Here is a 23,432-nt window from a genome sequence, read left to right on the forward strand (position 1 = left end):
GGAACCAAACATCAAACTCGATCAATCGAAGCAATAAAACCATTAAATTTACACAGAAACCACTTAATGTTGAATAGCACCACTCACTCAAGAATCGGATGCAGCTAGCATTCACTCGTTTTAGTATTGACACTGAATTATACAAATTACTAATAACAGTGGGACGAATATTATGATGTGGTTTCTCTTTTGTGTCGCAGCCTTAATTGGCGGATACGTTATCTACGGTGCGTTTGTTGAAAAGGTTTTCGGTATTAATGAAAATCGTAAAACTCCAGCGCACACAATGCAAGATGGTGTCGATTTTGTGCCTATGTCAACACCTAAGGTTTATCTTGTACAGTTACTCAATATTGCTGGTGTTGGTCCAATTTTTGGTCCAATTATGGGTGCATTATATGGGCCAGCAGCTCTATTATGGATTGTACTAGGTTGTATATTCGCTGGTGCAGTTCATGACTACTTCTCTGGCATGCTATCAATTCGTAATAAAGGGGCTTCTGTACCTGCGATAACTGGTCGTTATTTAGGTAACGGTGCTCGTCATTTTATGAATGTTTTTGCTATCGTTCTTTTACTTTTAGTCGGCGTTGTGTTTGTTTCTGCACCCGCTGGCATGATCACAAACCTTGTGAATGAGCAAACATCTTTCGAAATGTCTAAAGTGAGTATGGTCGTACTCATCTTTGCATACTATATAATCGCAACGATTGTCCCTGTTGATAAAATCATTGGTCGTTTCTATCCGTTCTTTGGTGCATTACTTGTATTCATGTCTGTTGGCTTGATGGCTGCGGTTGCTTTCTCTAGTGAGCACACGGTAATGGGTGGCTTTGTTATCAGTGACCTATTCAATAACATGAACCCGAACAATATGCCGCTATGGCCAGCGCTGTTTATCACTATCGCGTGTGGTGCTATCTCAGGTTTTCACGCAACGCAGTCTCCACTGATGGCTCGATGCATGGAAAATGAAAAGAATGGTCGTTTCGTATTTTTCGGTGCAATGATTGGTGAAGGCATTATCGCTATTATCTGGTGTACACTTGCGCTCTCTTTCTTCGGTTCAGTTGAAGGTCTTCAAGAAGCGGTTAAAGCTGGTGGTCCAGGTAACGTAGTATATAGTGCTTCATTTGGTCTTCTTGGTGTATTTGGTGGTATCTTAGCTTTCCTAGGCGTGGTTATTCTACCTATCACATCAGGTGACACCGCATTTCGTTCAAGCCGCCTCATTCTTGCTGAATACTTTAATGTTGAGCAAAAAACATTGCCAAAACGTCTTCTTATGGCGCTTCCACTATTCGTAGTTGGCGGTATATTAACTCAAGTTGACTTCGGTATTATCTGGCGCTACTTCGGGTTCGCAAACCAATCTACAGCAACTATCATGCTTTGGACCGCGGCGGCTTACCTACTTCGCCACAATAAATTACACTGGATTGCTACTATCCCCGCGATGTTCATGACAACAGTATGTATCTCATTCATCATGAGCAGCGCTAAGTTAGGCTTTGGCTTGCCAATTACCATCTCTACTGTAATCGGCGTTGTATCCGCTCTAGGCGCTGCTGCTTACGTTATTACCGTATCGAAAGGTAAGGGTGAAACAGACTTAGCTGATGAAGAGGAACCCGACTCTCCGGTTAAAACTGCATAATCACTTTAGCTCAACACATAACCTGAGCATTGAATAAAAGGGTTAAGCATTAATTAAAAAGGGTTCCCAATGGGAACCCTTTTTGATGAAACCGCTTTAGCTCATAAATTATTTCTCAAGTCACATTTTTAATTTGCAACTCCTTGGGCACTTCAAAGAACATATTCTCTTTCCTGCCTTGAATTTCTTCTACTTCCGTTGCTCCCAATTCTCTTATTTTATTAAGAATCTGGTCTACAAGCTCTTCAGGTGCAGATGCACCAGCGGTCACACCAATTTTGGTCACATTTTCAAACCACTCGGCTCGAATGTCCTCCGGACAATCGGTTAAGTATCCTTTTGTGCCCAATTTTTCTGCAAGCTCTTTTAACCGCGTAGAGTTTGAGGAGTTTTTTGAACCAACGACAACCAATACATCCACCTCCAAAGATAAACCGCGAACGGCATCTTGTCTGTTTTGTGTTGCATAACAAATATCGTCTTTTCTAGGACCTTGAATATTGGGATAGACTTCTCTCAACCTGTCTATCACACTGGCTGTTTCATCAACCGACAACGTAGTTTGGCTTACATAATGCAGCTCACTCGGATTCTTAACCACAAGCGTATCTACATCTTCAGGCCTTTCCACGAGGTACATACCACCATTGTCACTCGCATATTGCCCCATGGTCCCTTCAACCTCAGGATGTCCCGCATGACCAATTAGAACCACTTCCATATTTTTTTTGCTGGCTCTCGCGACTTCCATATGCACCTTGGTAACCAATGGGCATGTCGCGTCAAAGACCGTTAAATCGCGAGATTTTGCCTCTTCCCGAACAGCCTGCGATACGCCATGAGCAGAAAAAATAACGATGTTATCATCTGGCACTTCACTGAGTTCTTCAACAAAGACGGCACCTCGCTGTTTAAGCCCTTCAACGACGAAGCGGTTATGTACCACCTCATGCCTTACATAGATTGGTGTTTGATATAAATCTAATGCGCGCTCTACGATGCTGATTGCACGATCAACTCCGGCACAAAATCCTCTAGGATTAGCGAGTAATACTTTCATTAATTTGCTCTTGATATATCTTTAGCGTTTATTCTACCGATAATATTTCAACTTCAAAGGTAACATCTTGTCCAGCTAAAGGGTGATTAAAGTCAACGGTAACGGAATTACCTGCTATATCGGTTATTATACCGGGAATTTCCATTCCATCTGGTCCAGAAAAGGCCATTATCGTACCAACTTCAACGGCAGCATCACCAACAAATTTTGCTTTGTCCATATGATGTATATTATCTGGGTTTGCCGAACCGAATGCATCCGCAGCCTTCAAGTCGACTACTTTAGTATCACCAGGAGATAAACCGATAAGATGACTCTCGAAATTTTGGCTAAGGCTACCATCACCAATAGCTAGCTGAGCGGGTTTACCCATATTATGAGTAGAGTCTGCAACGGAGCCATTACTTAGCTTTATTGTAAAATGCAGAGTGACCGTACTGTTGGATGCAATAGTTGAGTTGTCTAAAGTGACATTAGTTTGAATTTGAGACATGGGTTAAGGCATTCCTTAGTGAAAATAAAGACTTTCCATTTCTCTATTTAACCACCAAGTGAAGATATAAAAAACCACAAGTTTATTCAGGACGTAAGAGTTGTGAGAAAGAGCAGCGTTAGATGCCCATCAATTCATTGAAGAAACGGCTTTCAGTATCAGCAAACAACATATCTTCTTTCTGAAGATCTTGCGTTGGAACTCGGATTTGAGAAGAAGCATTATTTCCATACATACATGACTCTAGTTGCTTCGCCTTTAGATGAAAGGGGATATCTCCCTGCTCAACAACAGACTCAGTAAACAATGTTAAAGCCTCGCGTGGAGTAAGGCCTGCATCCTGACATACTTTTGCAAAAGCCGCTTTTGTCTTGCTATCAACAGGACTCAATTTTAGATTATCGTTACGCATGTCACGGCCCCTCTCATTAATCATTCTGTCATTTATTCCATTCTAGCTTGAATCAACACAGAATCCCATACCATTAAAAAAGATAAATTACACCAGAACAACCGTCTCAATTTTAAGAATAAATAAAATAAGACAAGAAGTAAGGTGTTAGAAGGCTTCTAGGTTGGATCTTTACACCTAATTAAGAATATTTTATGTAATAAAAAGAGAACCAAATCACATTTTAAAATCCATAAAAAAACACCAGAGGATTAATCTCTGGTGTTTTTTAAAATTAGTTAAGCAATTTCTTACTGACTAATCGCTTTTTCTGCTCCTAAACCCGTCTAATATAATCATTGCCGCACCGATGCAAATTGTGCTATCCGCTAGATTAAATGCAGGCCAGTGATAGGTACCCCAAAAAAGATCAAGATAGTCAATTACAAAGCCGTGAACGATTCGGTCAAAAACATTACCAATCGCGCCACCAATTATCATTGCATAAGCAATGTTATTCCATTTCTCTTTTGCAGAAAGTTTGCTCATCCAAAAAATAAGCAATCCACTGACAAAGAAAGCAATACTGGCAAAAAACCATCTTTGCCAACCTGCTTCTTCACTCAGAAAACTAAATGCAGCACCATAGTTATGTACATAAAGTAGGTTAAAGAAAGGCGTTATCTCTATTCGATTCGCCCAACCGTAATCCATTTTATCCATCACTAATAACTTGATACCGATATCAACAACAAACACCAGAGCCGCCAGCCAAAGCCAACGCACTCCAGATTGTCTAATTGTCAGTGATTTAACGTTCATATCTACCTTTAATTAAACGAAATGACGCTCTTCTCCGTCACCTTCAACGTTTGTAACACAGCGACCACAGATATTCTCGTGACCATTAACCGTGCCTACATCGGCAACATGATGCCAACAGCGATCACATTTCTCAGCTTCAGAAGCTTTAACTTCTACATAGAGGCCTTCGACTTCCGTCGCCTGGGCTTCATCTGATTTTTCATCAATTGATTTAACGGCTGCTTTTGAAGTCAATAAAACGAAACGTAATTCATCTTCAAGTTTGTTCAATTTCTGTGCTAACGCACTATCAACATACAAGGTTACTTCGGCTTGCAGAGCACCACCAATCACTTTTTCTTTACGAGCAACTTCCAGAAGTTTGTTCACCGCCCCGCGGACAGCTTGAACGTCATTCCAGAACTCATCATTGAGCTCTTCGCCATCTGATATTCCAAATAGCCCGTCAAACCACTCTTCTGTGAACACGTATTGATTACGCTTACCAGGCATTTCATTCCATATCTCATCAGCAGTGAATGACATGATTGGAGCCATCCAACGAACCAATGCTTCTACAATGTAATACAATGCCGTCTGACAGCTACGTTGAGCGTTACCACCATGTTTAGCGGTATACTGGCGATCCTTGATCACATCGAGATAGAACGAACCCATTTCGATAGAGCAGAACTGCATCAAACGTTGCGTTACTCCATGTGTATTATATTCATCGTACGCTTTCTCAATTTCATCTTGTGCTGCTTTTGCACGACCGACAGCCCAACGATCGATTGCAACCATATCTTCTACTGGCACAAGATCTGTTTCGGGATTGAACCCATTTAGGTTCGCTAGGAAAAAGCGAGCGGTATTGCGAATGCGGCGATAGGCATCTGCACTACGTTTTAAGATCTCATCAGACACGGCCACTTCACCAGTGTAATCCGTTGAAGCAACCCACAAACGGAGAATATCCGCACCTAATCGGTTAGTGACATCCTTCGGAGCCACGACATTACCAATAGATTTAGACATCTTGCGGCCATTACCATCTACCACAAAGCCGTGAGTTAGCACTTGCTTATAAGGCGCCACACCTTTCATCGCAACAGCAGATATCATTGATGACTGGAACCAACCACGATGCTGATCTGAGCCCTCTAGGTACATATCTGCACTATGGCCGTTAAACTCTTCTCTATTGTCTACAACCGAATAGTGAGTGACACCAGAATCAAACCAAACATCCAAAGTATCGAGTACTTTTTCGTATTTAGTTGCGTCGTCGTCACCAAGCAGTTCGGCAGGATCAACATCCCACCATGCTTGAATGCCTTTCTCTTCTACCAGCTTAGCTACTTTTTCAATAAGTTCTGGGGAATTAGGATGAAGTTCTGCCGTCTCTTTATGAACAAACAAAGCAATCGGAACACCCCAAGTACGCTGACGAGAAATACACCATTCTGGGCGGCCTTCTATCATCCCTTCAATGCGACTTTGACCCCAATCAGGGATCCACTGAACACCTTTAACCGCTTCTAGTGCTTTTGCACGTAGACCGGCTTGATCCATAGACACAAACCATTGTGGCGTGGCACGGAAAATGATTGGTGTTTTATGACGCCAACAATGTGGGTAGCTGTGCTCATACGCATGATGATGCAATAAGGCACCATGCTCTTTTAGAACCTCTAAAACAGAATCGTTGGCTTTGAATACATGTTGACCTGCAAAAAATTCTGTATCTGGTAAAAATACACCGTTTGAACCAACAGGGTTGGCAGTTTCAAGTCCATATTGTTGGCCAACAACGAAATCTTCTTGGCCATGGCCAGGTGCAGTATGTACAACACCGGTGCCCGCTTCGGTCGTTACGTGATCACCAAGGATAACAGGGACATCAAAATCGTAAAACGGGTGCTTAAAACGAACAAGCTCTAGATCTTCACCAGTCGCAAAACCAAGGTTGTGGTAGTGTTCGATACCAGTACGATCCATGACTTCTTTTGCCAACTCAGATGCAACGATGAGACGTTGTGGCTTATCACCTTCTACCTGAATTAGAACATATTCTAGATCCGCTCTAACAGTTACCGCACGGTTAGCCGGCAATGTCCATGGAGTTGTCGTCCAGATAACAATAGATACGTCACCTTGGCCTTCGTGATCTTTAATTAAAGCAAACTTCTCAACAACTGTTGCTTCATCTTTCGCTGCAAATTTCACATCAATAGATGGGGAGATTTTATCTTTATACTCCACTTCTGCTTCAGCAAGAGCAGAACCACAATCTGTACACCAATGAACAGGTTTGAACCCCTTCAATAGATGGCCTTGATCTGCAATTTTTCCTAGTGCTCTAATGATGTTAGCTTCTGTACCAAAGTCCATTGTGCGATAAGGTTTATCCCACTCGCCCAATATTCCGAGACGTTTAAAGCTCTCTTTTTGCCCTTCAACTTGTACCGCAGCATATTGGCGGCATTTCTCACGAAACTCTGCTGCTGTTACTTTTTGTCCTGGTTTACCTACTTTCTTCTCTACCATTAATTCTATCGGTAGACCGTGGCAATCCCAACCCGGAACGTAAGGTGCATCGTATCCAGCAAGGGTTTTAGATTTAATAATAATGTCTTTAAGAATCTTATTTAATGCATGACCGATATGAATATCACCATTGGCGTAGGGAGGGCCATCGTGCAATATAAAAGATTTTTTGCCTTTCTTAGCTTTACGGATCTCACCGTAAAGATCTTCTTTATACCAACGCTTAAGCATTTCTGGCTCACGATTGGCCAAGTTACCACGCATTGGAAACCCTGTTTCTGGTAAATTCAGGGTATCTTTATAGTCTGTCATTGATTCTTAATTCCGTTATCTTGGGCGAGCGTTAGACATTATTTAACCGACATTTCGGCTAATTCTCTAGCTGATGCAACCACACCCTTGCTGCTTCAGCATCTAATTTAATTTGTTGTTTCAGTGCTTCGAACGAATCGAAGCGTTTTTCATCTCGAAGTTTCTTCAGTAAGGCAACTTCGAGCTGCTTTCCATATAAGTTATCACTAAAATCAAATAGGTGTACTTCTAACTGTTGACGAACACCATTTACAGTAGGTCGTTGACCTATATTCGCGACACCACCAACAGGCTTATTACCGACACCATGTACTTGTACTACATACACACCGGATACAGGTGAAACGCAACGCTTTAACGGTATGTTAGCGGTTGGAAAACCGATGGTCCTGCCTAGCTTTTGTCCATGAGACACACGACCATTAATACTATATGCTCGGCCAAGCAACATTTCCGCCGCCGCTAAATCATTGTCACTAAGTGCCTTTCTAATGGCCGTACTACTGACTCTCTGTTCTTGCACACAAAAACTTTGTGTACTCACTACTTTAAAGCCATATTTTTTGCCCGCGTCTTGAAGCATAGAGAAGTTACCTGCTCTATCTCTACCAAAGCAAAAATCATCACCTACAACCAAAAACTTAACATCTAACCGCTTAACTAATAAGTCACGAATAAAGGACTCAGCTGACCATTCAGCAAAACGCTTGTTAAAGTTAACACATAGCAATCGGTCAACGTTCAACTTATTCAGTTGAACGTATTTGTCGCGTAAACGACTGAGCCTTGCTGGCGCCTTATCTCTAGCAAACAGCTCCATCGGCTGAGGCTCAAAAGTCATGACTGTTGAAACAAGGTCCAAAAGTTTAGCTTGGTGAGCAACCTGACTTAATACTTTCGAGTGTCCTAAATGAACCCCATCAAAATTACCAATAGTCAGAACGCATCCTTTATGATGCGCTTTTATATTGTGAATGCCTCGAATCAGTTCCATTGGATCAATTACAAGCTCAAATTTATTAATATCATTAGTGCGAAACCGACGGATTATATACCAAACATCCTTTGTCCGTAACTGCTTTTATAGCTAAGCAACGTAACACATTTCCTCTAATATCCAAGAATATTCTTAGCTGCATGCCTTTTAAAGAAAAAAACAACTATTTAACGGGTGATAATTGACTCATACGAACACCCAATATCAATGCTGTAAGTAGGTATGTTATTCCCCCAGCTCCGATCAGTGCAGCGAGTACCATCACTCGTTCCATTAATGACCAATCAAGCCATAAAGCCATGTCGGGTAACTGCCAACGGAGGGCACAAACCATCACTACCCCTGCGACAACTAAACGCAATACAAACATCATAGTTTGCTTAGAACATCTGTACACATCGGCTATGTGCAGACCACGATACAGTAACGCCATATTTACAAATGCAGACAGAGCGGTTGCCATCGCCAAACCTACATAGCCATAAAAATAGGCAAAAATAGCATTGAAGACCATATTTGATACCATCGCAATGATGCCATATTTCACAGGAGTTCTTGTATCTTGTCGCGAATAATATCCTGGAGCGAGTACCTTAATGAGCATGAAATTGAGCAAACCAGATGCATAGGCAAACAGAGATAATGAAGCTTGCTGAACATCATATGCGGAAAATTCTCCACGCATAAAAAGCACCATTAACATAGGCTTAGCTAACAACATTAATCCGAGCATTGCCGGAAGGCCTAACAGCACAACCATGCGAACACCCCAGTCCATCGTATTTTTAAAACCTATGCTATGGGCTTCAACATGATTGCGTGAAAGTGCTGGAAGGATAACCGTTGCAATTGCAATACCGAACAATCCTAAAGGAAACTCTAAGAGGCGATCAGAGTAATACAGCCAACTAATAGAACCAGTCCCTAAAAAACTGGCAATAAACGTGTCCAACAGTAGATTAATTTGACTAACAGAAACACCAAATAGAGCAGGAATCATCAAGGTACGAATCTTTACCACACCTGGATCACTCCAACCCCACTGCGGTTTCACTAACATTTTTTCCTTCACTAAGAATGGAATTTGAAACATAAATTGAACCGCTCCCCCCAAAAATACCCCAACGGCGAGACTGATTTCCGGTTGTGCTAGGTTTGGAGAGATAAATAGGGCAGAACCAATAATCATCACATTGAGAAATACAGGAGTGAATGACGATACGGCGAACTTTCCTAAGGTATTTAATATTGCCCCTGAAAGCGCCACAAAAGTAATAAACCAGAGATAGGGGAAGGTGATTTTTAGCATCAAACTGGCAAGTTCAAACTTGTGTGCCGAAGGCCCATCGTTAAGCCAATCAATGTACCAACCGGCACCAAAAAGAGCGGTGACAACGCCAGAGCCTACTACGCCAAACAAAGTCACTATCGTGACTAACACGCCTAATGTACCCGATACCTTTGCGATCAGTTCTCGTGTTTTATCTTTATCATCAAGCGCTTGGTATTCGGTTAGTACGGGAACAAATGCCTGAGAAAATGCACCTTCAGCAAATAGACGCCTTAAAAAATTCGGAATTTTGTTGGCAAAGAAAAATACATCCGCACTTGCCCCCGCGCCCATTAGATTCGCGACAACCACATCACGGACTAAACCCAACACACGTGAAATGAGCGTCATCGCACTGACAATTAAGCCTGACTTTAGGAGTCGCTTGCTCACAAACACCTCTTTTATATAGATAATTAGGGACGTTATACACCAGATCCTCACAACCATCCATATTGGTTGGTTTATTTAATGGCATTGGTATAGAAATACTGTTAGAATCCCGCCATCTTAACCGCGTTAACCTAACTATTCCAAAAATCGTGTGGATTAGCTGGGTTTTTGCACAAATCATTTGACATATTGGCGATAAAGAGGCATATTCCTCCGCCTTAAATTGTCACCAAACTAAGTTTCTGGGAGTTAGACCCTTGGCAAACAGTAAATCTGCTAAGAAGCGCGCTATCCAAGCTGAGAAACGTCGTCAGCATAATGCTAGTCGTCGTTCTATGATGCGCACTTATATGAAAAAAACGATCGCCGCTATTGAAGCTGGCGATAAAGAAGCGGCAACAACTGCATTAGCAGTCGTTTCACCAATTCTAGACCGTATGGCGAATAAAGGCGTTATTCATAAGAATAAAGCTGCACGTCATAAGTCTCGTTTCGCTTCTGCAATCAAAGCACTTTAATTAACCCTAGGGTTTTTAAAGATTTGATTTAAGATAAAAAAAACCGGCGATTGCCGGTTTTTTTATATCTGTAATTTGAGAATTATAAACTCAAGAGCCGCAATACAAAGAATGAAGCAAGCGAATCATCTCTTTTACTTCGCGACTATATAGCGAATAGTATACTGTCTGCGCCTCTTTTCTTGTCGAAACAAGCCCATCCCGTCTTAACCATGCTAAGTGTTGAGACAAAGCGGATTGACTGAGGCTTAATTTTGTACACAGTTCACCTACAGATAACTCCTGATCATGCAATATACAAAGGATTTGTAACCTTCTTTCGTTCGCCATTGCTTTCAATAAAGCAACCGCTTGAGCAGAATTTTTTTCCATATCCTGTAGGTTCATTTCGCAATCTCCATCAAACTTAAACTAGCTAGGAATGTCATTGGTTAACTCATCTATTCTTGTAATGTAACTGTTTTATTTCCAATAATAGCGATACAAACTACCGCTATATGACGCTTTCGGCAAGTATCTACACAAGAAAACACTAATTTAGTCAAACAAATTACTAAAATCCGCATCACAAACATTCTTTACCGCAGGGTGTTGAATCATTCTTTCTGCAAAGATAACGTAATACTCTTCTTTGAGGTCGTGCACGTTTGCTATTAATTGGAGTGGTGACTCTTCAAGTATTTCAGAAAGATAAAGGTTTGGCGCGAGAAAAATGACATCTTTATGAGATTGAGCAAAGGCTTTCATCAATGCTACATCATCAAACTCACCTAAAATATTTGCCCTAATACCTTGTTGATCAAACCATTGAGACACTTTTCGTCCCATTGATGTACGACTTCCAGGTACCAGAATTTTTCTCTCTTCTAAAACAGCCGGAAAATCGATATCATCAATTCTGCCATAACAAAAAAAGCTCAACGAACACTCACCCAGTTTTTTACTGTAGAGGCCGGGGCTTTGAGTCGAATCAACTGGACAGTCTGAAAGAATCATATCCAATTTGTGTTGTGACAATTGTTCGAGTAGTAGCTCATGGGTTGACTCAAAACAGCGCAGATGAATACTGTTATCTTCGGGGATTGTTGTCATGAGTACTTTGCTCACTAGACGCTTGGAAAGGGCATCCGCTACACCAACATCAAACAATACATTTGATCGTTGACTGTAGTTTACAATATCAAGCATCTCATAGCTTAGTCCAAACATTCTGTCAGAATACTTATATATTAGCTGGCCAAGTTCTGTTGGTTGAACATTTCGACCATTTCGTTTTGTGAGCTTTCCACCCACCCTATCTTCTAGTGCTTTTATCTGCCCTGTGACCGTTTGAGGGGTCAAAAACAGAGCATCAGCGGCTTTAGATACAGAACCTTGCTTGCACACCATCCAAAAATAGTAGAGATGATTATAATTCAAATGTGACATGATAATTTCCAAAAATCTTTTGACCTAGTTTACTTGATACACCGTGTTAAACCTAAATTTCGTTATATCCGAATTAAATCATAATAATGATTGGTTTTTCCGAGGTTTTATATGTCGAACATGACAGTAAATTTGGTGAGATGTGCACTTTTTTGTCAATTTGTTGGTTAACCTTATAAGAAAACATCAAGGTTAAAATGTTTTATCTATTAATTTTCATATAGATAGCAATTATTTCATACCATACACCCCCCCACAAAACGACGCCAAACTAAATCATCAATTTTATAAAAGTGTAATATTATTGAAATATTCATTCTCTACTATTCCGATCAGATAAGTAAACTGACTTAAATATGGTCCTGGAGAAAAAAATGAACCAAGCGACAACGAGCGCTACACCGCGACAAAACTCTATTAAGAATTTGATGCGGTGGGCGAACTTGGTATTCATGCTTTATTTACTTCTGCTTGCTGTTTCAATGGTAGGTGGTGGCTTCAAACTTGCTACTGGCGAGCAAGCTAAGACACTCTTTGAATTCGCTTCTCATCCCGTCGCGGGCCTAATGATAGGTTTAGTCGCAACGGCTCTCATCCAATCATCTAGTACTGTCACGTCTATCATTGTGGGCTTGGTAGCAGGTGGGTTACCTGTTGAAACAGCTATTCCAATGATCATGGGTGCCAATATAGGGACCACTGTAACCAATACCTTAGTCAGCCTAGGACATATGCGTTGCAAGGTTGAATTTAAACGCGCCTTTGCCAGTGCCACTGTTCACGATTTCTTTAATTTGCTTGCGGTGCTGATATTCTTACCAATCGAAATGATGTTTGGTATGTTAGAAAAAATATCCCATTGGTTAATTTCTCCTATGCTTGCCACTGGCGATATGAGTATAAAAGGGTTTAACTTTGTTAAACCTATCACTAAACCTGTCATATCAGCGCTCAAAGAGCCTCTCGGTGCATTTAGTGACAGTATTGCTGGTATCATTCTTATTGCCTTAGGTATCACTACCGTTTTCCTAGCGATCACTGTGATGGGCAAGTTAATGAAGAAACTGATGGTTGGTCGTGCAAAAGACATTCTTCAAAGTGCGATAGGTAAAGGTCCAATACACGGTATCGTATCAGGTTCCATTGTTACCGTTTTGGTGCAGTCTTCGTCTACGACAACAAGCTTGATGGTGCCACTCGTAGGTACAGGCGTACTCAAAGTGAGAGATATCTACCCATTCACCTTAGGTGCAAATATAGGTACTTGTATCACGGCTTTGCTCGCTGCAACTGCTGTAACGGGGGAATTTGCCGTATTTGCGTTACAGATTGCACTGGTTCATTTAACCTTTAATATCCTCGCAACTGTATTTATCTTTGGTATTCCATTCTTACGTGAATTACCACTTAAAGGTGCAGATATTATTTCAGATATGGCAATGAAAAATAAATCCGTCGTCGCTATCTATTTAATTGCTGTCTTCATTGTAATGCCGGGTGCCATTCTCGCTTTGACGACTTAATGTGATCCTAAACTGACTTAAATTAGCGGACTCTAAAAACATAGAACGAACAAGAAGCTAAGTAAGTTTATGTCCCGTCAGTTTTCCAGATTGATATAAAGTTCGCAGAAGTAAAAAATCCCCAGCCATCTTAGATGCTGGGGATTTTTAATTCATGTCTTCATAGAGTCGAGACTATACCGAAAACGGGTACTTAATCGCATCATGACTTTCGTAGCCAATCACTTCAAAATCATCTAATGTGACCCAAGTCTCCAAGTCTTCTAGAGATTGAATCTTAGGGTTTATTTTCAGTTGTGGTGCTACAAGAGGATCCCTTTTTAATTGAACGTTTCTCATCAGTTCTAATTGATCTTCATAGATGTGGCCATTAACTATCTTATGATAGGCCAGTCCCGCTTTTTTACCGGTAATCTGAGCAATAATAGCCAGAAATACATGTACCTGAACCATATTGAAATTAAGCCCCAGTGGCACATCACATGAGCGTTGAGTGCTATTCAAATACAGAGTATCACCTAGTAAAGAAAAGTGATGACTGTACATACAAGGCCTTAAACAACCCATGTGAAATTCACCAGGATTATAAAAATTTAAGATTTCACCTCGATCATCATTACCGCTCGTTAAATCATCAACAATTTTTTTTAGTTGATCGACAAAACCACCGTCTGGTTTAGCCCACCTACGCCCTTGAACACCATATACTCTGCCCATATCATCGTCACCTTTACGATATGGGTTCTGCAACCAAGCCTCATTTAAGTTTGCATTCGCATCCCAAGTTTTGGCGCCCAAATGGCGAAAATCTTCCGCATTATCATAGCCTCGAATATAACCAAGTAGCTCTGCAACAGCGGCTTTCCAAAAACTCTTTCGAGTTGTGACAAGGGGAAGTTGGTTATTACCTACATCATAGGTTAAATCCGCATTAATAACCGTAAGGCAACGCTTACCTGTTCGGCTATTTTCAATCCAAACCCCTTCGTCAACAATACGTTGGCATAAATCTAAATACTGCTTCACTTATTTACCTTTAACCGTTTGTTTACGACTATCTGTTTTGTACGCCCAAATCATCATCAAAATACCAATTATAATCATTGGAGAAGAGAGTATTTGTCCCATAGACACAAAATTACCAAATAACCCTAAATGCTCATCGGGTTCTCGGAAATACTCGACAATAAAGCGGAACGAACCATAACCAATTAGGAATAACCCCGATACCGCTCCTGCTGGTCGAGATTTTCGAATGAATACATTCAATATTACAAAGAGTACAATACCCTCTAGAAAGGCTTCATAAAGCTGCGACGGGTGTCTTGGTAAATAACCACCGCTAGGAAAAAGAACCCCCCAAGAAACATCAGTAACACGCCCCCAGAGTTCATCATTCATAAAGTTACCGAGTCGACCCAACCCCAAGCCAAAAGGAACCAGCGGAGCGACAAAGTCTGCAATACTGAAAAATGTACGGCGGTTCCGGTATCCATACCATCCCATTGCGGATATCACACCTATCAATCCACCATGGAATGACATACCACCGGTCCAGACTTTAAATAAATACAGTGGGTCGTCCAAAAACAGGTCAAAATGATAAAACAACACGTAGCCGATTCTGCCTCCTACCACTACACCTAAAAAACCGGCAAATAGTAAGTCCGATACTTGTTCTCTTGTCCATCCGCTATTGGGTTGATCCGCTCTTCTATTTGCCAACCAAATAGCAAACATAAACCCAAATAAATACATCAAGCCATACCAACGAACCGAAACAGGTCCAAGAGACACGAGGATAGGGTCAATCTGTGGAAACTCAATAAAGCCTTGAGCCATAATAATTTACTTCCTTAATTGCATAGCTGGCTATGCGGATAACAACATTTTACCCGCAACATCACGCAAAAATACAGCAAAGACACCCTTAAGACCAAAAGAACGTCTATTGCTTTCCTGCGCGAGTAAAACCTGCGAGATTCTTGTTTTCTAAATATTTCAACATCATAGTATATGTATCTTTGCTATATCGCTTAGTCAAAGCTTTGTCAGAAAATGATTTTAATTCTGCTGCGCTTGTTTGCCTCAATAGATATTTTACTCGGGCCACATTTGAGGTATTCATGCTTAACGAACGATATCCTAAACCAACAAGCAACAATGCACCAACAGGATCGCCAGCCAACTCACCGCATAAGCTCACCGGGATATTGTATTGATTACACGTATCAAGTATTTGCTTCAATGCCATGATAACGGCAGGGTGGATAGATTCATAAATATCAGAAACGCGAGAGTTATTGCGATCTACCGCCAGCAAATATTGGGTAAGATCATTACTCCCTACAGAAACAAAATCAACTTTATCCGCAACCATCGGCAGCAAATAGATCATAGATGGAACTTCAACCATGATACCTATCTCAGGTTTCGCGACTTTTGGCTCAACACGCTTAACTTCAGTAAACGCCTGATCGATAAGTTTTAACGCTTCGTCTAACTCCTGACAGCTAGACACCATGGGTAATAATATACGTAAGTTATCCAAACCAATGCTCGCCCGCAACATTGCCCTTAACTGAATAATAAATATATCTGGGTGATCTAACGTAAAACGTATGCCCCTCCAACCAAGAAATGGATTATCTTCTTCGATAGGAAGGTATGGCAGTGGTTTATCTCCGCCAATATCCAAGGTTCGCATTACCACTTTTTTGTTGATATACGCCTTTAGGACACGTCTATATTGTTGAGCCTGCTCATCCTCTGAGGGGAATCGATGCTGTAATAAAAATTGAATTTCTGTCCTGTAAAGACCGACACCATCAACGCCTTTGTTAATGGCTATATTTGTATCTGCACTCAGACCTGCATTTAACAATACTTCAATCTTTGTTCCATCATTAGTGCAAGCATCTTGACTAAGTTCTCCCTCAACCATTTGAGAAAGTTCAAATTCTTCACCTTGTAATGAACGGTATTCTTGTAATAACTGGTCATTGGGCTCAACCAAGATCTTACCGCTATATCCATCAACAACACCCATGCGACCGTGGATAGCTTCTGGTGATAGATTAGCGCCCATTATGGCAGGAACACCTAGTGCTCGAGACAAAATAGCAGCGTGAGAATTAGCGGCACCTTCCAGTGAAACAACCGCTAATAATTGTTCCTTAGGCACGCCTGCCAATATTGATGCGGTAAGCTCTCTAACAACTAAAATAACGGGCTTTTTCAGATCAATTTGACCAGATTCAGAATTGTGTAGAAAATAAAGCAACCTTTGCCCTAGCTCTTTAATATCCTGAGCTCTTTCGCGCATATACACATCACTCATTTGAGCAAATCGATGTGAATAGGTCTCCACGACTTGTCTCAACGCCCAATCGGCTCTATCACCTTTGTTTATCTGCGTTTTAAGATCCGCACGCAACATTGGGTCATTTAACAGGTGCGTGAATAAGTCAAAAATCGCCAATGCATCTTTATTTAACTCGCCATCGAATCTTTTGCGCATTCGCCGGAAATCGGTAATTGCATTCTCGATCGCCAACATTAACCATTCATGTTCTTGCTCGGTGTTTACAGCAGAGGCGGGTAAAACGTTTGAGAGTTCAGGTTGGGTATTGTCCCACCAGAATGGGCCTACAGCTACACCTGGAGAAGCCGCAATACCAGAGATGCTTATTGTCTTTTGTTCGGCAAGCAACCAATGGCCCTTCGTTTGGGCATGAGCAACGATAACCGCGACCTGTGCGGCAAGTGTCACCAAAAATGACTCTTCGATTTCACTAAACAATCGAGGCGATTTTTGCTGAATGACTAAAACACCTAAGACTTGTTTTCGGTGAATGATTGGCGTACCAAGAAATGAATGGTAAACCTGCTCACCTAATTGAGGAAAAAATTTATAATTTGGATGTTTTGATGCTTCCGCTAGATTTAACGGTTCGGCACTGCGACGCACCAGCCCCACAAGTGCCTCAGAGTAGTCTATATGAATAGAATGGCCTTGCAATTGCAGACCTTGAGTTGCCATTAACTCAAGCCGTTGCTGCTGATCATTGGCCAAATAAACAGTACAACAGTCTGTTTGCATCGCAAAACACGTTTCTTTAACCAAAAGGTTTAAAGCTTGATGAACATCATCAAGCCTTATAACCTTTTCAACTATATCCCTCAGCTGAGTTAGCATTGCTATCCTCTACGGTTTTTACGTTTACCTTTCGACTTTCGCTCCTTAAAAGGCATAGCTAAAGAAGCAAATTCTTTCATCGCACGCCTATAGACATCACGTTTGAATGAAACAACCTGCCTAACAGGGTACCAAAAACTAACCCAACGCCAACCATCAAACTCAGGGGTATTACCGCGTTGCATATTTACTTGCGACTCATCGCAAATCATGCGCAGTAAAAACCATTTCTGTTTTTGCCCGATACAAACAGGTTTAGAATCCCAACGAACAAGGCGCTTTGGTAGGCGATACCTTAACCAATGACGGCTTGTTGCTACTATTTTTACATCCTGTTTAGTAAGACCAACTTCTTCGTATAGCTCTCTGAACATTGCTTGCTCAGGAGTTTCTCCGTCATCAATTCCCCCTTGGGGAAACTGCCAAGAATGTTGCCCGTATCGTTTAGCCCAGAATACCTGACCATGGTTGTTACAAATCACGATTCCCACATTTAAGCGGTAACCATCGCCATCGATCACTGGCCAACCTCTAAAAAATTCTCGTTGGCATGATTTTTTCACATATCCCTAGATGTCGCAAACTTACAGTGTAAGTTTAGGTAATATTTATTAGCCAACACTCACTTTTGAATAAACTCTAGCCAATATGCTAGTTATCAACACTATCTAATGACACCTAACCAATTTATTCACTTTTTCTGTGAATAAGTTTGTGAAGAATTCCAGTGAACTAAATCCACTTGTTCATTCATTACACAAGGATAAAACACGCTTCACAAGAATAATTACAATAAATCATAATTTAACAACAGGTTACATAAAAACCAAAGGATCAAGCGTCGCTAAAAATGGCTAAAGATCTTCATCTTTTTTTGATCGGTTAAAGATCAACCATAGGGGTTCTTATCCACATCATTGATCCTAACTTTCATTATTTGACGATAATATCAACTCCAAAATCCGACCGAAACTACTGTTAATTGATCCAGTTGCAATTAATATTGCGTTTTTTCTATCAAGCCTGTGGATAACTAAGCTTCATCTCAAATAAAAGGCATAGATCCTCATAGATACTCTGTTCTTTCTCTGGAGTTTGTTACAATAACTTTTTTAGCCTAGTGGTCAATAATGAAACCAGAACCAAAAACCGAGGCAGAGCTCTTGCAAAGAGCGTTAGATATTGCAGGACTTTCATTTCTTGAGCTCGCAGAAGATGCGAATATGATCGTTCCTCCAGATTTAAAACGCGACAAAGGTTGGGTTGGTCAATTACTTGAATGGCACCTTGGTGCTACGGCAGGGAGCAAACCACAACAAGATTTCTTGGATCTAGGAATAGAACTTAAGAGCATTCCTATTAGTTACACAGGAAAACCACTAGAAACGACTTTTGTATGTGTCGCACCACTCGTCGGTGTACATGGTTTAACTTGGCAGACAAGCCATGTTCGACAAAAACTATCCAAAGTACTTTGGATCCCGATAGAAGGTGAACGTGAAATACCGTTAGCTGATCGTAAGGTAGGATCGCCGATCTTATGGTCACCGAACAAAGAAGAACAAGGTCAACTTCAACTAGATTGGGAAGAGTTAATGGAAATGATCGTTTTGGGCCAGGTAGAGCAGATAACGGCGAGACATGGAGAGGTTTTGCAGTTAAGACCCAAAGCAGCCAACAGTCGAGTCTTCACACAAGCTTATGGCGCAACAGGAAAGCCAATAAAAACGACGCCAAAAGGCTTTTACTTAAGAACTCAGTTCACTCATAAAATATTGAAGCGGCACTTTTCTTAACGCCGCTATCAAACGCCAGTCGATTACTTAATTTCTGACATCGGTAACCAATCTACCTTTACACCTGCTTGCAAAAACATATCTTGGCTAACATTGATTTTATCTTCCCAACGAGAGAGAAAATCTTCTGTTTGCTCAGGACAATGTACGCTAGCAATACCGGTCTGAATAATCTTCGCCGCACAATTTGGGCACGGAAAATGTGTCACCCAAATTTCACAGCCATCGAGATCCCGCTTAGCAAACAAAATCGCATTTTCTTCCGCATGGAGAGTTTTAAGGTATTTCATATCACGATCATCAGTACTAGCACTGTCTGAAACACCATGCGGATAGCCATTAAAACCAACGGATACGATGCGATTTTTTTCAGTAATTACCGCACCAACTTGTGTGGAAGGATCTTTACTCCATGAACCCACTAACTCAGCCATTTGAAAAAAACGCTGTGCCCATTTTGAAATCATTCTAACGTCCTCAATTATCGATCATTTATTCGACAAAAAATCATGGCCAACTACTGCTTGATCTTACTATCTCAAAGGCTAAAAAAGAACCAGCCAAATCAGAAAGATAAGACTAGCTCATTAGGTATGCAAGCGAAACTTATGTTTCGTGTGTGTTAACGTCCCCACGGAGACCAATTCGTTAAATAAATGTATTCGATAAAACGATGATCGATGTAGTCGATATCAATTTCTAATGTGTCTGCAAGGACATTTCTATATCATGATAAGGAATAGAGTCACCAATAGCACTGCATTCATCATCTGTGTTGTGCAAACGTAAATAGACAGATTCCACCCCTAACCGTGAAAGAACATCCTTAACTTGCTCAAGAGATGAAAAATGCATCGGTTCTCCATCTTTGTGAACGGGTTCCAATTTGTGCTTGTATTCCACCGCAAGTAGATAATTTGACAGATCTTCACAACCAATGACATACAGTTTTGGCGCAATATGTTTCCCAGAATGATCGGCATGTAACCAGTGTTCGAGCTGAATCTTTTGCATAGGATTCTCCTTTATTCATACTAAGCTTAGACCAGACTGCAACATTTTCTAATCATTCTTATTTTTCCAAGATGAAACCTGTTCAATATATTCAATAAAACAGTATCCAAAATAATTGATTTATAACATAGTCATCAACACTGACCACTCAAAAATCGTGTGAATTTGCATCGCTAAAACCACCCGATGACATTGAGCCCACTGAACTCATCCTATTGAATAATATGTATATTAATTATTTTTAATATTCAATACACTGATAACAAAGATGCGATTCATGCTTATCTAGACGACATAACATAAGCACTTGTTCGCTCATGTATTATTAAATCAATAGGTACATTGGTTTAGCAAATAGAGATAATCTTTAGGACTAAAGTAGTACTGGTATTTGAACATAAGCAATAAAAAACGTTTCTGTACATTAGTTATTCTTACGTACATTTGAAAATTGGAACGGGGGAAGCCTACCAAAAGCTAGAGCTCCCCCCAACCTCTACGTGACAATTCGAGAACGGTGTACGCGACGAAGATGACGGATACGACGTTCAACGATGATATGACGAGGTTGACTGTAACCAATAGTACGACCGTCAGTTTCAAGACCGATATCCTTTAATAGGTGTGCATTCTCCCAAGGGATATCATATACAGAACGGCGTAGCTTTCGCTTCCATACTCTTTCTTCTCTTTTCAGATCGGCTTTAACAAGAAGAACAGCAAGGTGTAAATAAATAGAACGACTCATATTTTTTCTCCAGTATGTCTGCTGGGAAAAATAACGTCTTAAAGGGGAATATTTGAAAGGTTCCCTATTTAGCTGCTATCTTTCCGCAGCCTTATAAGGTTTACGGACTAGTTAGTTATCAGATAGATCTATTCGCAAATCAGCCGCATGAGTTGCTGACATGGTTTGCGTTTTTAAGATCACAGAAGCGCAACAAAAATGAATTCGTTTTAACTGTTTCATATCGCGCCTCCTATCTAACTAATTAATCCAATTAAGAAATGTGTGAACTTCAGTTCACGGTGAAATTGTAACCAAATTGTTTGTTTCTTCAACCCTTTATTTAATTAAATTATAAAATATAACTAATATATCTAAATTTTTATGACTTATAGAAATCATCACAACTTATTACACTGTATAATCATGGCTTTACAGAGTAAAATACTGCCCTAAAAAGTTTCAGTGTTATTTACATAAAAGTGATAAATATAAATGACACTTACGTAGGCACTATTCTTTGGTTATGCTTATATCTGAAATAAAAAAAGCGCATCTAAATCTAAGTGCGCTAATGCCAATCATTTAAGACAAAGTTGTCATCGTCATTCCCGTGAAAACGGGAATCTGTGTGGGTTTAGATCCCCACTTTCGTGAGGATGACGCAGTTTGATCTCTTAAGTGAACAGCATTACATCTAAGTACGCGCCATTTTTTTACGAAGAATAAAGACTACATAGCTTCGGTTATAAGATTATGTTTATTGAGTAATCTGTACATAGTCGCTCTCGATACACCGAGCTCCTTAGCAGCAGGAGAGACCTGCCCATCATGCGACTCTAGAACATATATCAAGGCATCTTTTTCCGCATTCTCGCGAATAATTTTCAGGCTACGTTTTCCATTTGATATTTGAGGTAAATCCAGTTGTGGTAATTCGATAATATCGCTGTCAGACATCAACACTGCGCGTTTTATCTGATTCATAAGCTCTCTTACATTTCCAGGCCAATGATATTGAGTCATCGCCTTAACCGCTTCGTCTGAAAAGTCTTTTGCCTGCGCGTTGTACTCTTTGGAATACTCCTGCAAAAACTGCTTAGCTAAAATGCCAATGTCTCCTGCTCTTTCTTTAAGACTGGGAACGTTAATCCTTAAGACATTAATATAATGATACAGCTCGTCATTGAAATCTTTATCGACCAAAGCTTTTTCAATATCAGAGCTATATGCCGCCAATATTCTTACGTTAAGTTGTTTATTACCGTCGACTGTGTCTATCTTTCCTTCTTGCATAAAGCGCAAAAGATTCCGCTGCTGCGAGCGTGGTAACGTTAAGATGTCATTAAGAAAAAGCGTACCTTCATTTGCCTTTTCTAAGAAACACTCCACGCCTTCTTCTATGTCAATACCAAATATTTCTTCTTGCATTCTTGCTTCTGAGAGCGCGCCACAGTTCACCGTAATGAATGATTCTTTAGAACGTGCCGACATATTATGTATCGCTTTAGCTACGCTTTCTTTACCTGAACCGTTCTCACCGTAGATAAGAATACTGACATCCGTGGAACCGATTCGTCTCACTTGCTCTCTCAGGCGTTTAATCGATACCGATTCACCGGAAATCCCCATGTCTTTAGTGCTACCAAAATTAGGCCATACTTTTTTCTCTAATTTGAGCATGCCCAATTGGTGCCCTATCGTACTCATAAGCTGAGCATCTGGAATAGGAGAGGTAAAAAAATCAATACAAAAGTTAACGATGAACTGACAAATGGTGTCAGAACCAATTTGCGACTCTCTAATAAAAGCAATCCAACGAACGTGCTTGTGACTGCTCACTAAGTTGGCGATGCCATTTAAGCTGAATTCATCCTGACTTAAATCGACAATACCAATACAAGGTCCGATTTCATGTAAAAGTGTATCGGCCTTACGTAAGTCGCCACATCTTTGACATTGCCAACCAGCTTGTTCTAATACAGATAACCAAGGTTCGTGCTTACCGCTTACCACTACGAGTGAGCCGGGGACAGAATCCATACGGAATTGAGTTCCCATCAAAAATCCCTTATTGTTTTATGAGAATTACATTCAAACAAAGGGTTCAACATTCGAACCGCTAAGCCAGTCCTTACATTATCAAGACATTCGCTACAATTTACTGTCTCATTATTAAGACATAGCACATGTAAGCATTCCGTCAAGTTATGCATACATTTTTAGAACTAGTATCACATT

At 40.6% G+C, this 23,432-nt stretch carries 21 protein-coding genes; 4 read left to right on the top strand and 17 right to left on the bottom strand.

The window, feature by feature from the left end; translation table 11 throughout:
* Positions 1-172 precede the first annotated feature (172 nt).
* Complete coding sequence (locus tag AACW90_RS06185) at positions 173-1,657, top strand: carbon starvation CstA family protein (RefSeq protein WP_195704224.1); 1,485 nt, start codon at positions 173-175, stop codon at positions 1,655-1,657.
* A 115-nt stretch (positions 1,658-1,772) separates the two neighbouring features.
* Here the strand turns inward: AACW90_RS06185 and ispH are convergent, their stop codons facing one another.
* The 7 genes from ispH to murJ all read right to left on the bottom strand — a co-directional run bounded on the left by ispH (position 1,773) and on the right by murJ (position 9,987).
* Positions 1,773-2,717: a 4-hydroxy-3-methylbut-2-enyl diphosphate reductase gene (ispH, locus tag AACW90_RS06190; protein ID WP_390232306.1), complete on the bottom strand. Its 945-nt coding sequence runs from the start codon at positions 2,715-2,717 to the stop codon at positions 1,773-1,775.
* 28 nt (positions 2,718-2,745) lie between these two features.
* Positions 2,746-3,210, bottom strand: a complete 465-nt coding sequence (gene fkpB / locus AACW90_RS06195; protein ID WP_390232308.1) for an FKBP-type peptidyl-prolyl cis-trans isomerase — start codon at positions 3,208-3,210, stop codon at positions 2,746-2,748.
* Between the two features lie 118 nt (positions 3,211-3,328).
* Complete coding sequence (locus tag AACW90_RS06200; RefSeq protein ID WP_195704227.1) at positions 3,329-3,622, bottom strand: type II toxin-antitoxin system RelB/DinJ family antitoxin; 294 nt, start codon at positions 3,620-3,622, stop codon at positions 3,329-3,331.
* Between the two features lie 297 nt (positions 3,623-3,919).
* Complete coding sequence (gene lspA, locus AACW90_RS06205; RefSeq protein ID WP_390232311.1) at positions 3,920-4,423, bottom strand: signal peptidase II; 504 nt, start codon at positions 4,421-4,423, stop codon at positions 3,920-3,922.
* A gap of 12 nt (positions 4,424-4,435) precedes the next feature.
* The gene (gene ileS / locus AACW90_RS06210; RefSeq protein WP_390232314.1) at positions 4,436-7,267 is read right to left on the bottom strand and encodes an isoleucine--tRNA ligase; all 2,832 of its coding nucleotides are present in this window, start codon (positions 7,265-7,267) and stop codon (positions 4,436-4,438) included.
* A 58-nt stretch (positions 7,268-7,325) separates the two neighbouring features.
* The gene (ribF, locus tag AACW90_RS06215; RefSeq protein WP_390232317.1) at positions 7,326-8,261 is read right to left on the bottom strand and encodes a bifunctional riboflavin kinase/FAD synthetase; all 936 of its coding nucleotides are present in this window, start codon (positions 8,259-8,261) and stop codon (positions 7,326-7,328) included.
* Positions 8,262-8,427: 166 nt separating this feature from the next.
* On the bottom strand, positions 8,428-9,987 hold the full coding sequence (murJ, locus tag AACW90_RS06220; protein ID WP_390232320.1) for a murein biosynthesis integral membrane protein MurJ: 1,560 nt from the start codon (positions 9,985-9,987) through the stop codon (positions 8,428-8,430).
* 257 nt (positions 9,988-10,244) lie between these two features.
* Here murJ and rpsT point away from each other — a divergent pair, with 257 nt between their 5' ends.
* Positions 10,245-10,505, top strand: coding sequence for a 30S ribosomal protein S20 (gene rpsT / locus AACW90_RS06225; RefSeq protein ID WP_195704231.1), 261 nt, complete (start codon positions 10,245-10,247; stop codon positions 10,503-10,505).
* Positions 10,506-10,595: 90 nt separating this feature from the next.
* On the opposite strand, the gene AACW90_RS06230 is transcribed toward rpsT, so the two are convergent.
* Both AACW90_RS06230 and nhaR read right to left on the bottom strand, forming a co-directional pair.
* Positions 10,596-10,892, bottom strand: a complete 297-nt coding sequence (locus AACW90_RS06230) for an ArsR/SmtB family transcription factor (protein WP_195704232.1) — start codon at positions 10,890-10,892, stop codon at positions 10,596-10,598.
* 150 nt (positions 10,893-11,042) lie between these two features.
* Positions 11,043-11,933, bottom strand: a complete 891-nt coding sequence (gene nhaR, locus AACW90_RS06235; protein ID WP_275134722.1) for a transcriptional activator NhaR — start codon at positions 11,931-11,933, stop codon at positions 11,043-11,045.
* A gap of 374 nt (positions 11,934-12,307) precedes the next feature.
* On the opposite strand from nhaR, the gene AACW90_RS06240 reads away from it, so the two are divergent.
* Complete coding sequence (locus tag AACW90_RS06240; protein ID WP_390232326.1) at positions 12,308-13,456, top strand: Na/Pi symporter; 1,149 nt, start codon at positions 12,308-12,310, stop codon at positions 13,454-13,456.
* Positions 13,457-13,630: 174 nt separating this feature from the next.
* Here AACW90_RS06240 and AACW90_RS06245 read toward each other — a convergent pair whose 3' ends face one another.
* The 4 genes from AACW90_RS06245 to rppH form a co-directional block, all read right to left on the bottom strand.
* On the bottom strand, positions 13,631-14,482 hold the full coding sequence (locus AACW90_RS06245) for a thymidylate synthase (RefSeq protein WP_390232329.1): 852 nt from the start codon (positions 14,480-14,482) through the stop codon (positions 13,631-13,633).
* Entirely contained in the window at positions 14,483-15,298 is an 816-nt protein-coding gene (gene lgt / locus AACW90_RS06250) for a prolipoprotein diacylglyceryl transferase (protein ID WP_390232332.1), read from the bottom strand. It abuts the gene before it with no gap.
* A 106-nt stretch (positions 15,299-15,404) separates the two neighbouring features.
* Positions 15,405-17,654 (bottom strand): phosphoenolpyruvate--protein phosphotransferase, encoded by a 2,250-nt coding sequence (ptsP, locus tag AACW90_RS06255; RefSeq protein WP_390232335.1) that lies wholly within the window; start codon positions 17,652-17,654, stop codon positions 15,405-15,407.
* A gap of 2 nt (positions 17,655-17,656) precedes the next feature.
* A complete protein-coding gene (gene rppH / locus AACW90_RS06260; RefSeq protein WP_195705121.1) occupies positions 17,657-18,175 on the bottom strand; it encodes an RNA pyrophosphohydrolase in 519 nt (172 codons plus the stop codon).
* A gap of 609 nt (positions 18,176-18,784) precedes the next feature.
* Between rppH and mutH the strand changes: the two genes are divergently transcribed.
* Positions 18,785-19,450 (top strand): DNA mismatch repair endonuclease MutH, encoded by a 666-nt coding sequence (gene mutH / locus AACW90_RS06265; RefSeq protein WP_390232338.1) that lies wholly within the window; start codon positions 18,785-18,787, stop codon positions 19,448-19,450.
* Positions 19,451-19,473: 23 nt separating this feature from the next.
* On the opposite strand, the gene AACW90_RS06270 is transcribed toward mutH, so the two are convergent.
* The 4 genes from AACW90_RS06270 to AACW90_RS06285 form a co-directional block, all read right to left on the bottom strand.
* Positions 19,474-19,917 carry a dCMP deaminase family protein gene (locus AACW90_RS06270; RefSeq protein WP_390232341.1) on the bottom strand — a complete coding sequence of 148 codons (444 nt, stop codon included), beginning with the start codon at positions 19,915-19,917 and terminating at the stop codon, positions 19,474-19,476.
* 232 nt (positions 19,918-20,149) lie between these two features.
* Positions 20,150-20,464, bottom strand: a complete 315-nt coding sequence (locus tag AACW90_RS06275; RefSeq protein WP_390232345.1) for a DUF6482 family protein — start codon at positions 20,462-20,464, stop codon at positions 20,150-20,152.
* 496 nt (positions 20,465-20,960) lie between these two features.
* On the bottom strand, positions 20,961-21,212 hold the full coding sequence (locus AACW90_RS06280; RefSeq protein ID WP_390232348.1) for a hypothetical protein: 252 nt from the start codon (positions 21,210-21,212) through the stop codon (positions 20,961-20,963).
* 711 nt (positions 21,213-21,923) lie between these two features.
* Complete coding sequence (locus tag AACW90_RS06285; RefSeq protein ID WP_390232351.1) at positions 21,924-23,252, bottom strand: sigma-54-dependent transcriptional regulator; 1,329 nt, start codon at positions 23,250-23,252, stop codon at positions 21,924-21,926.
* Positions 23,253-23,432: the final 180 nt, after the last annotated feature.

The organism is Vibrio frigidus (assembly GCF_042465995.1).
Lineage (GTDB): Bacteria > Pseudomonadota > Gammaproteobacteria > Enterobacterales > Vibrionaceae > Vibrio.

What these genes read in the sequence shown, in the direction of transcription:
- mutH (WP_390232338.1), top strand. Translation starts at nt 18,785, where the DNA reads ATGAAACCAGAACCAAAAACCGAGGCAGAGCTCTTGCAAAGAGCGTTA.
- AACW90_RS06270 (WP_390232341.1), bottom strand. Translation starts at nt 19,917, where the DNA reads ATGATTTCAAAATGGGCACAGCGTTTTTTTCAAATGGCTGAGTTAGTG.
- nhaR (WP_275134722.1), bottom strand. Translation starts at nt 11,933, where the DNA reads ATGTCACATTTGAATTATAATCATCTCTACTATTTTTGGATGGTGTGC.
- ileS (WP_390232314.1), bottom strand. Translation starts at nt 7,267, where the DNA reads ATGACAGACTATAAAGATACCCTGAATTTACCAGAAACAGGGTTTCCA.
- AACW90_RS06275 (WP_390232345.1), bottom strand. Translation starts at nt 20,464, where the DNA reads ATGCAAAAGATTCAGCTCGAACACTGGTTACATGCCGATCATTCTGGG.
- ptsP (WP_390232335.1), bottom strand. Translation starts at nt 17,654, where the DNA reads ATGCTAACTCAGCTGAGGGATATAGTTGAAAAGGTTATAAGGCTTGAT.
- AACW90_RS06285 (WP_390232351.1), bottom strand. Translation starts at nt 23,252, where the DNA reads ATGGGAACTCAATTCCGTATGGATTCTGTCCCCGGCTCACTCGTAGTG.
- AACW90_RS06230 (WP_195704232.1), bottom strand. Translation starts at nt 10,892, where the DNA reads ATGAACCTACAGGATATGGAAAAAAATTCTGCTCAAGCGGTTGCTTTA.
- ispH (WP_390232306.1), bottom strand. Translation starts at nt 2,717, where the DNA reads ATGAAAGTATTACTCGCTAATCCTAGAGGATTTTGTGCCGGAGTTGAT.
- lspA (WP_390232311.1), bottom strand. Translation starts at nt 4,423, where the DNA reads ATGAACGTTAAATCACTGACAATTAGACAATCTGGAGTGCGTTGGCTT.
- AACW90_RS06240 (WP_390232326.1), top strand. Translation starts at nt 12,308, where the DNA reads ATGAACCAAGCGACAACGAGCGCTACACCGCGACAAAACTCTATTAAG.
- fkpB (WP_390232308.1), bottom strand. Translation starts at nt 3,210, where the DNA reads ATGTCTCAAATTCAAACTAATGTCACTTTAGACAACTCAACTATTGCA.
- lgt (WP_390232332.1), bottom strand. Translation starts at nt 15,298, where the DNA reads ATGGCTCAAGGCTTTATTGAGTTTCCACAGATTGACCCTATCCTCGTG.
- AACW90_RS06185 (WP_195704224.1), top strand. Translation starts at nt 173, where the DNA reads ATGATGTGGTTTCTCTTTTGTGTCGCAGCCTTAATTGGCGGATACGTT.
- AACW90_RS06200 (WP_195704227.1), bottom strand. Translation starts at nt 3,622, where the DNA reads ATGCGTAACGATAATCTAAAATTGAGTCCTGTTGATAGCAAGACAAAA.
- ribF (WP_390232317.1), bottom strand. Translation starts at nt 8,261, where the DNA reads ATGGAACTGATTCGAGGCATTCACAATATAAAAGCGCATCATAAAGGA.
- AACW90_RS06280 (WP_390232348.1), bottom strand. Translation starts at nt 21,212, where the DNA reads ATGAGTCGTTCTATTTATTTACACCTTGCTGTTCTTCTTGTTAAAGCC.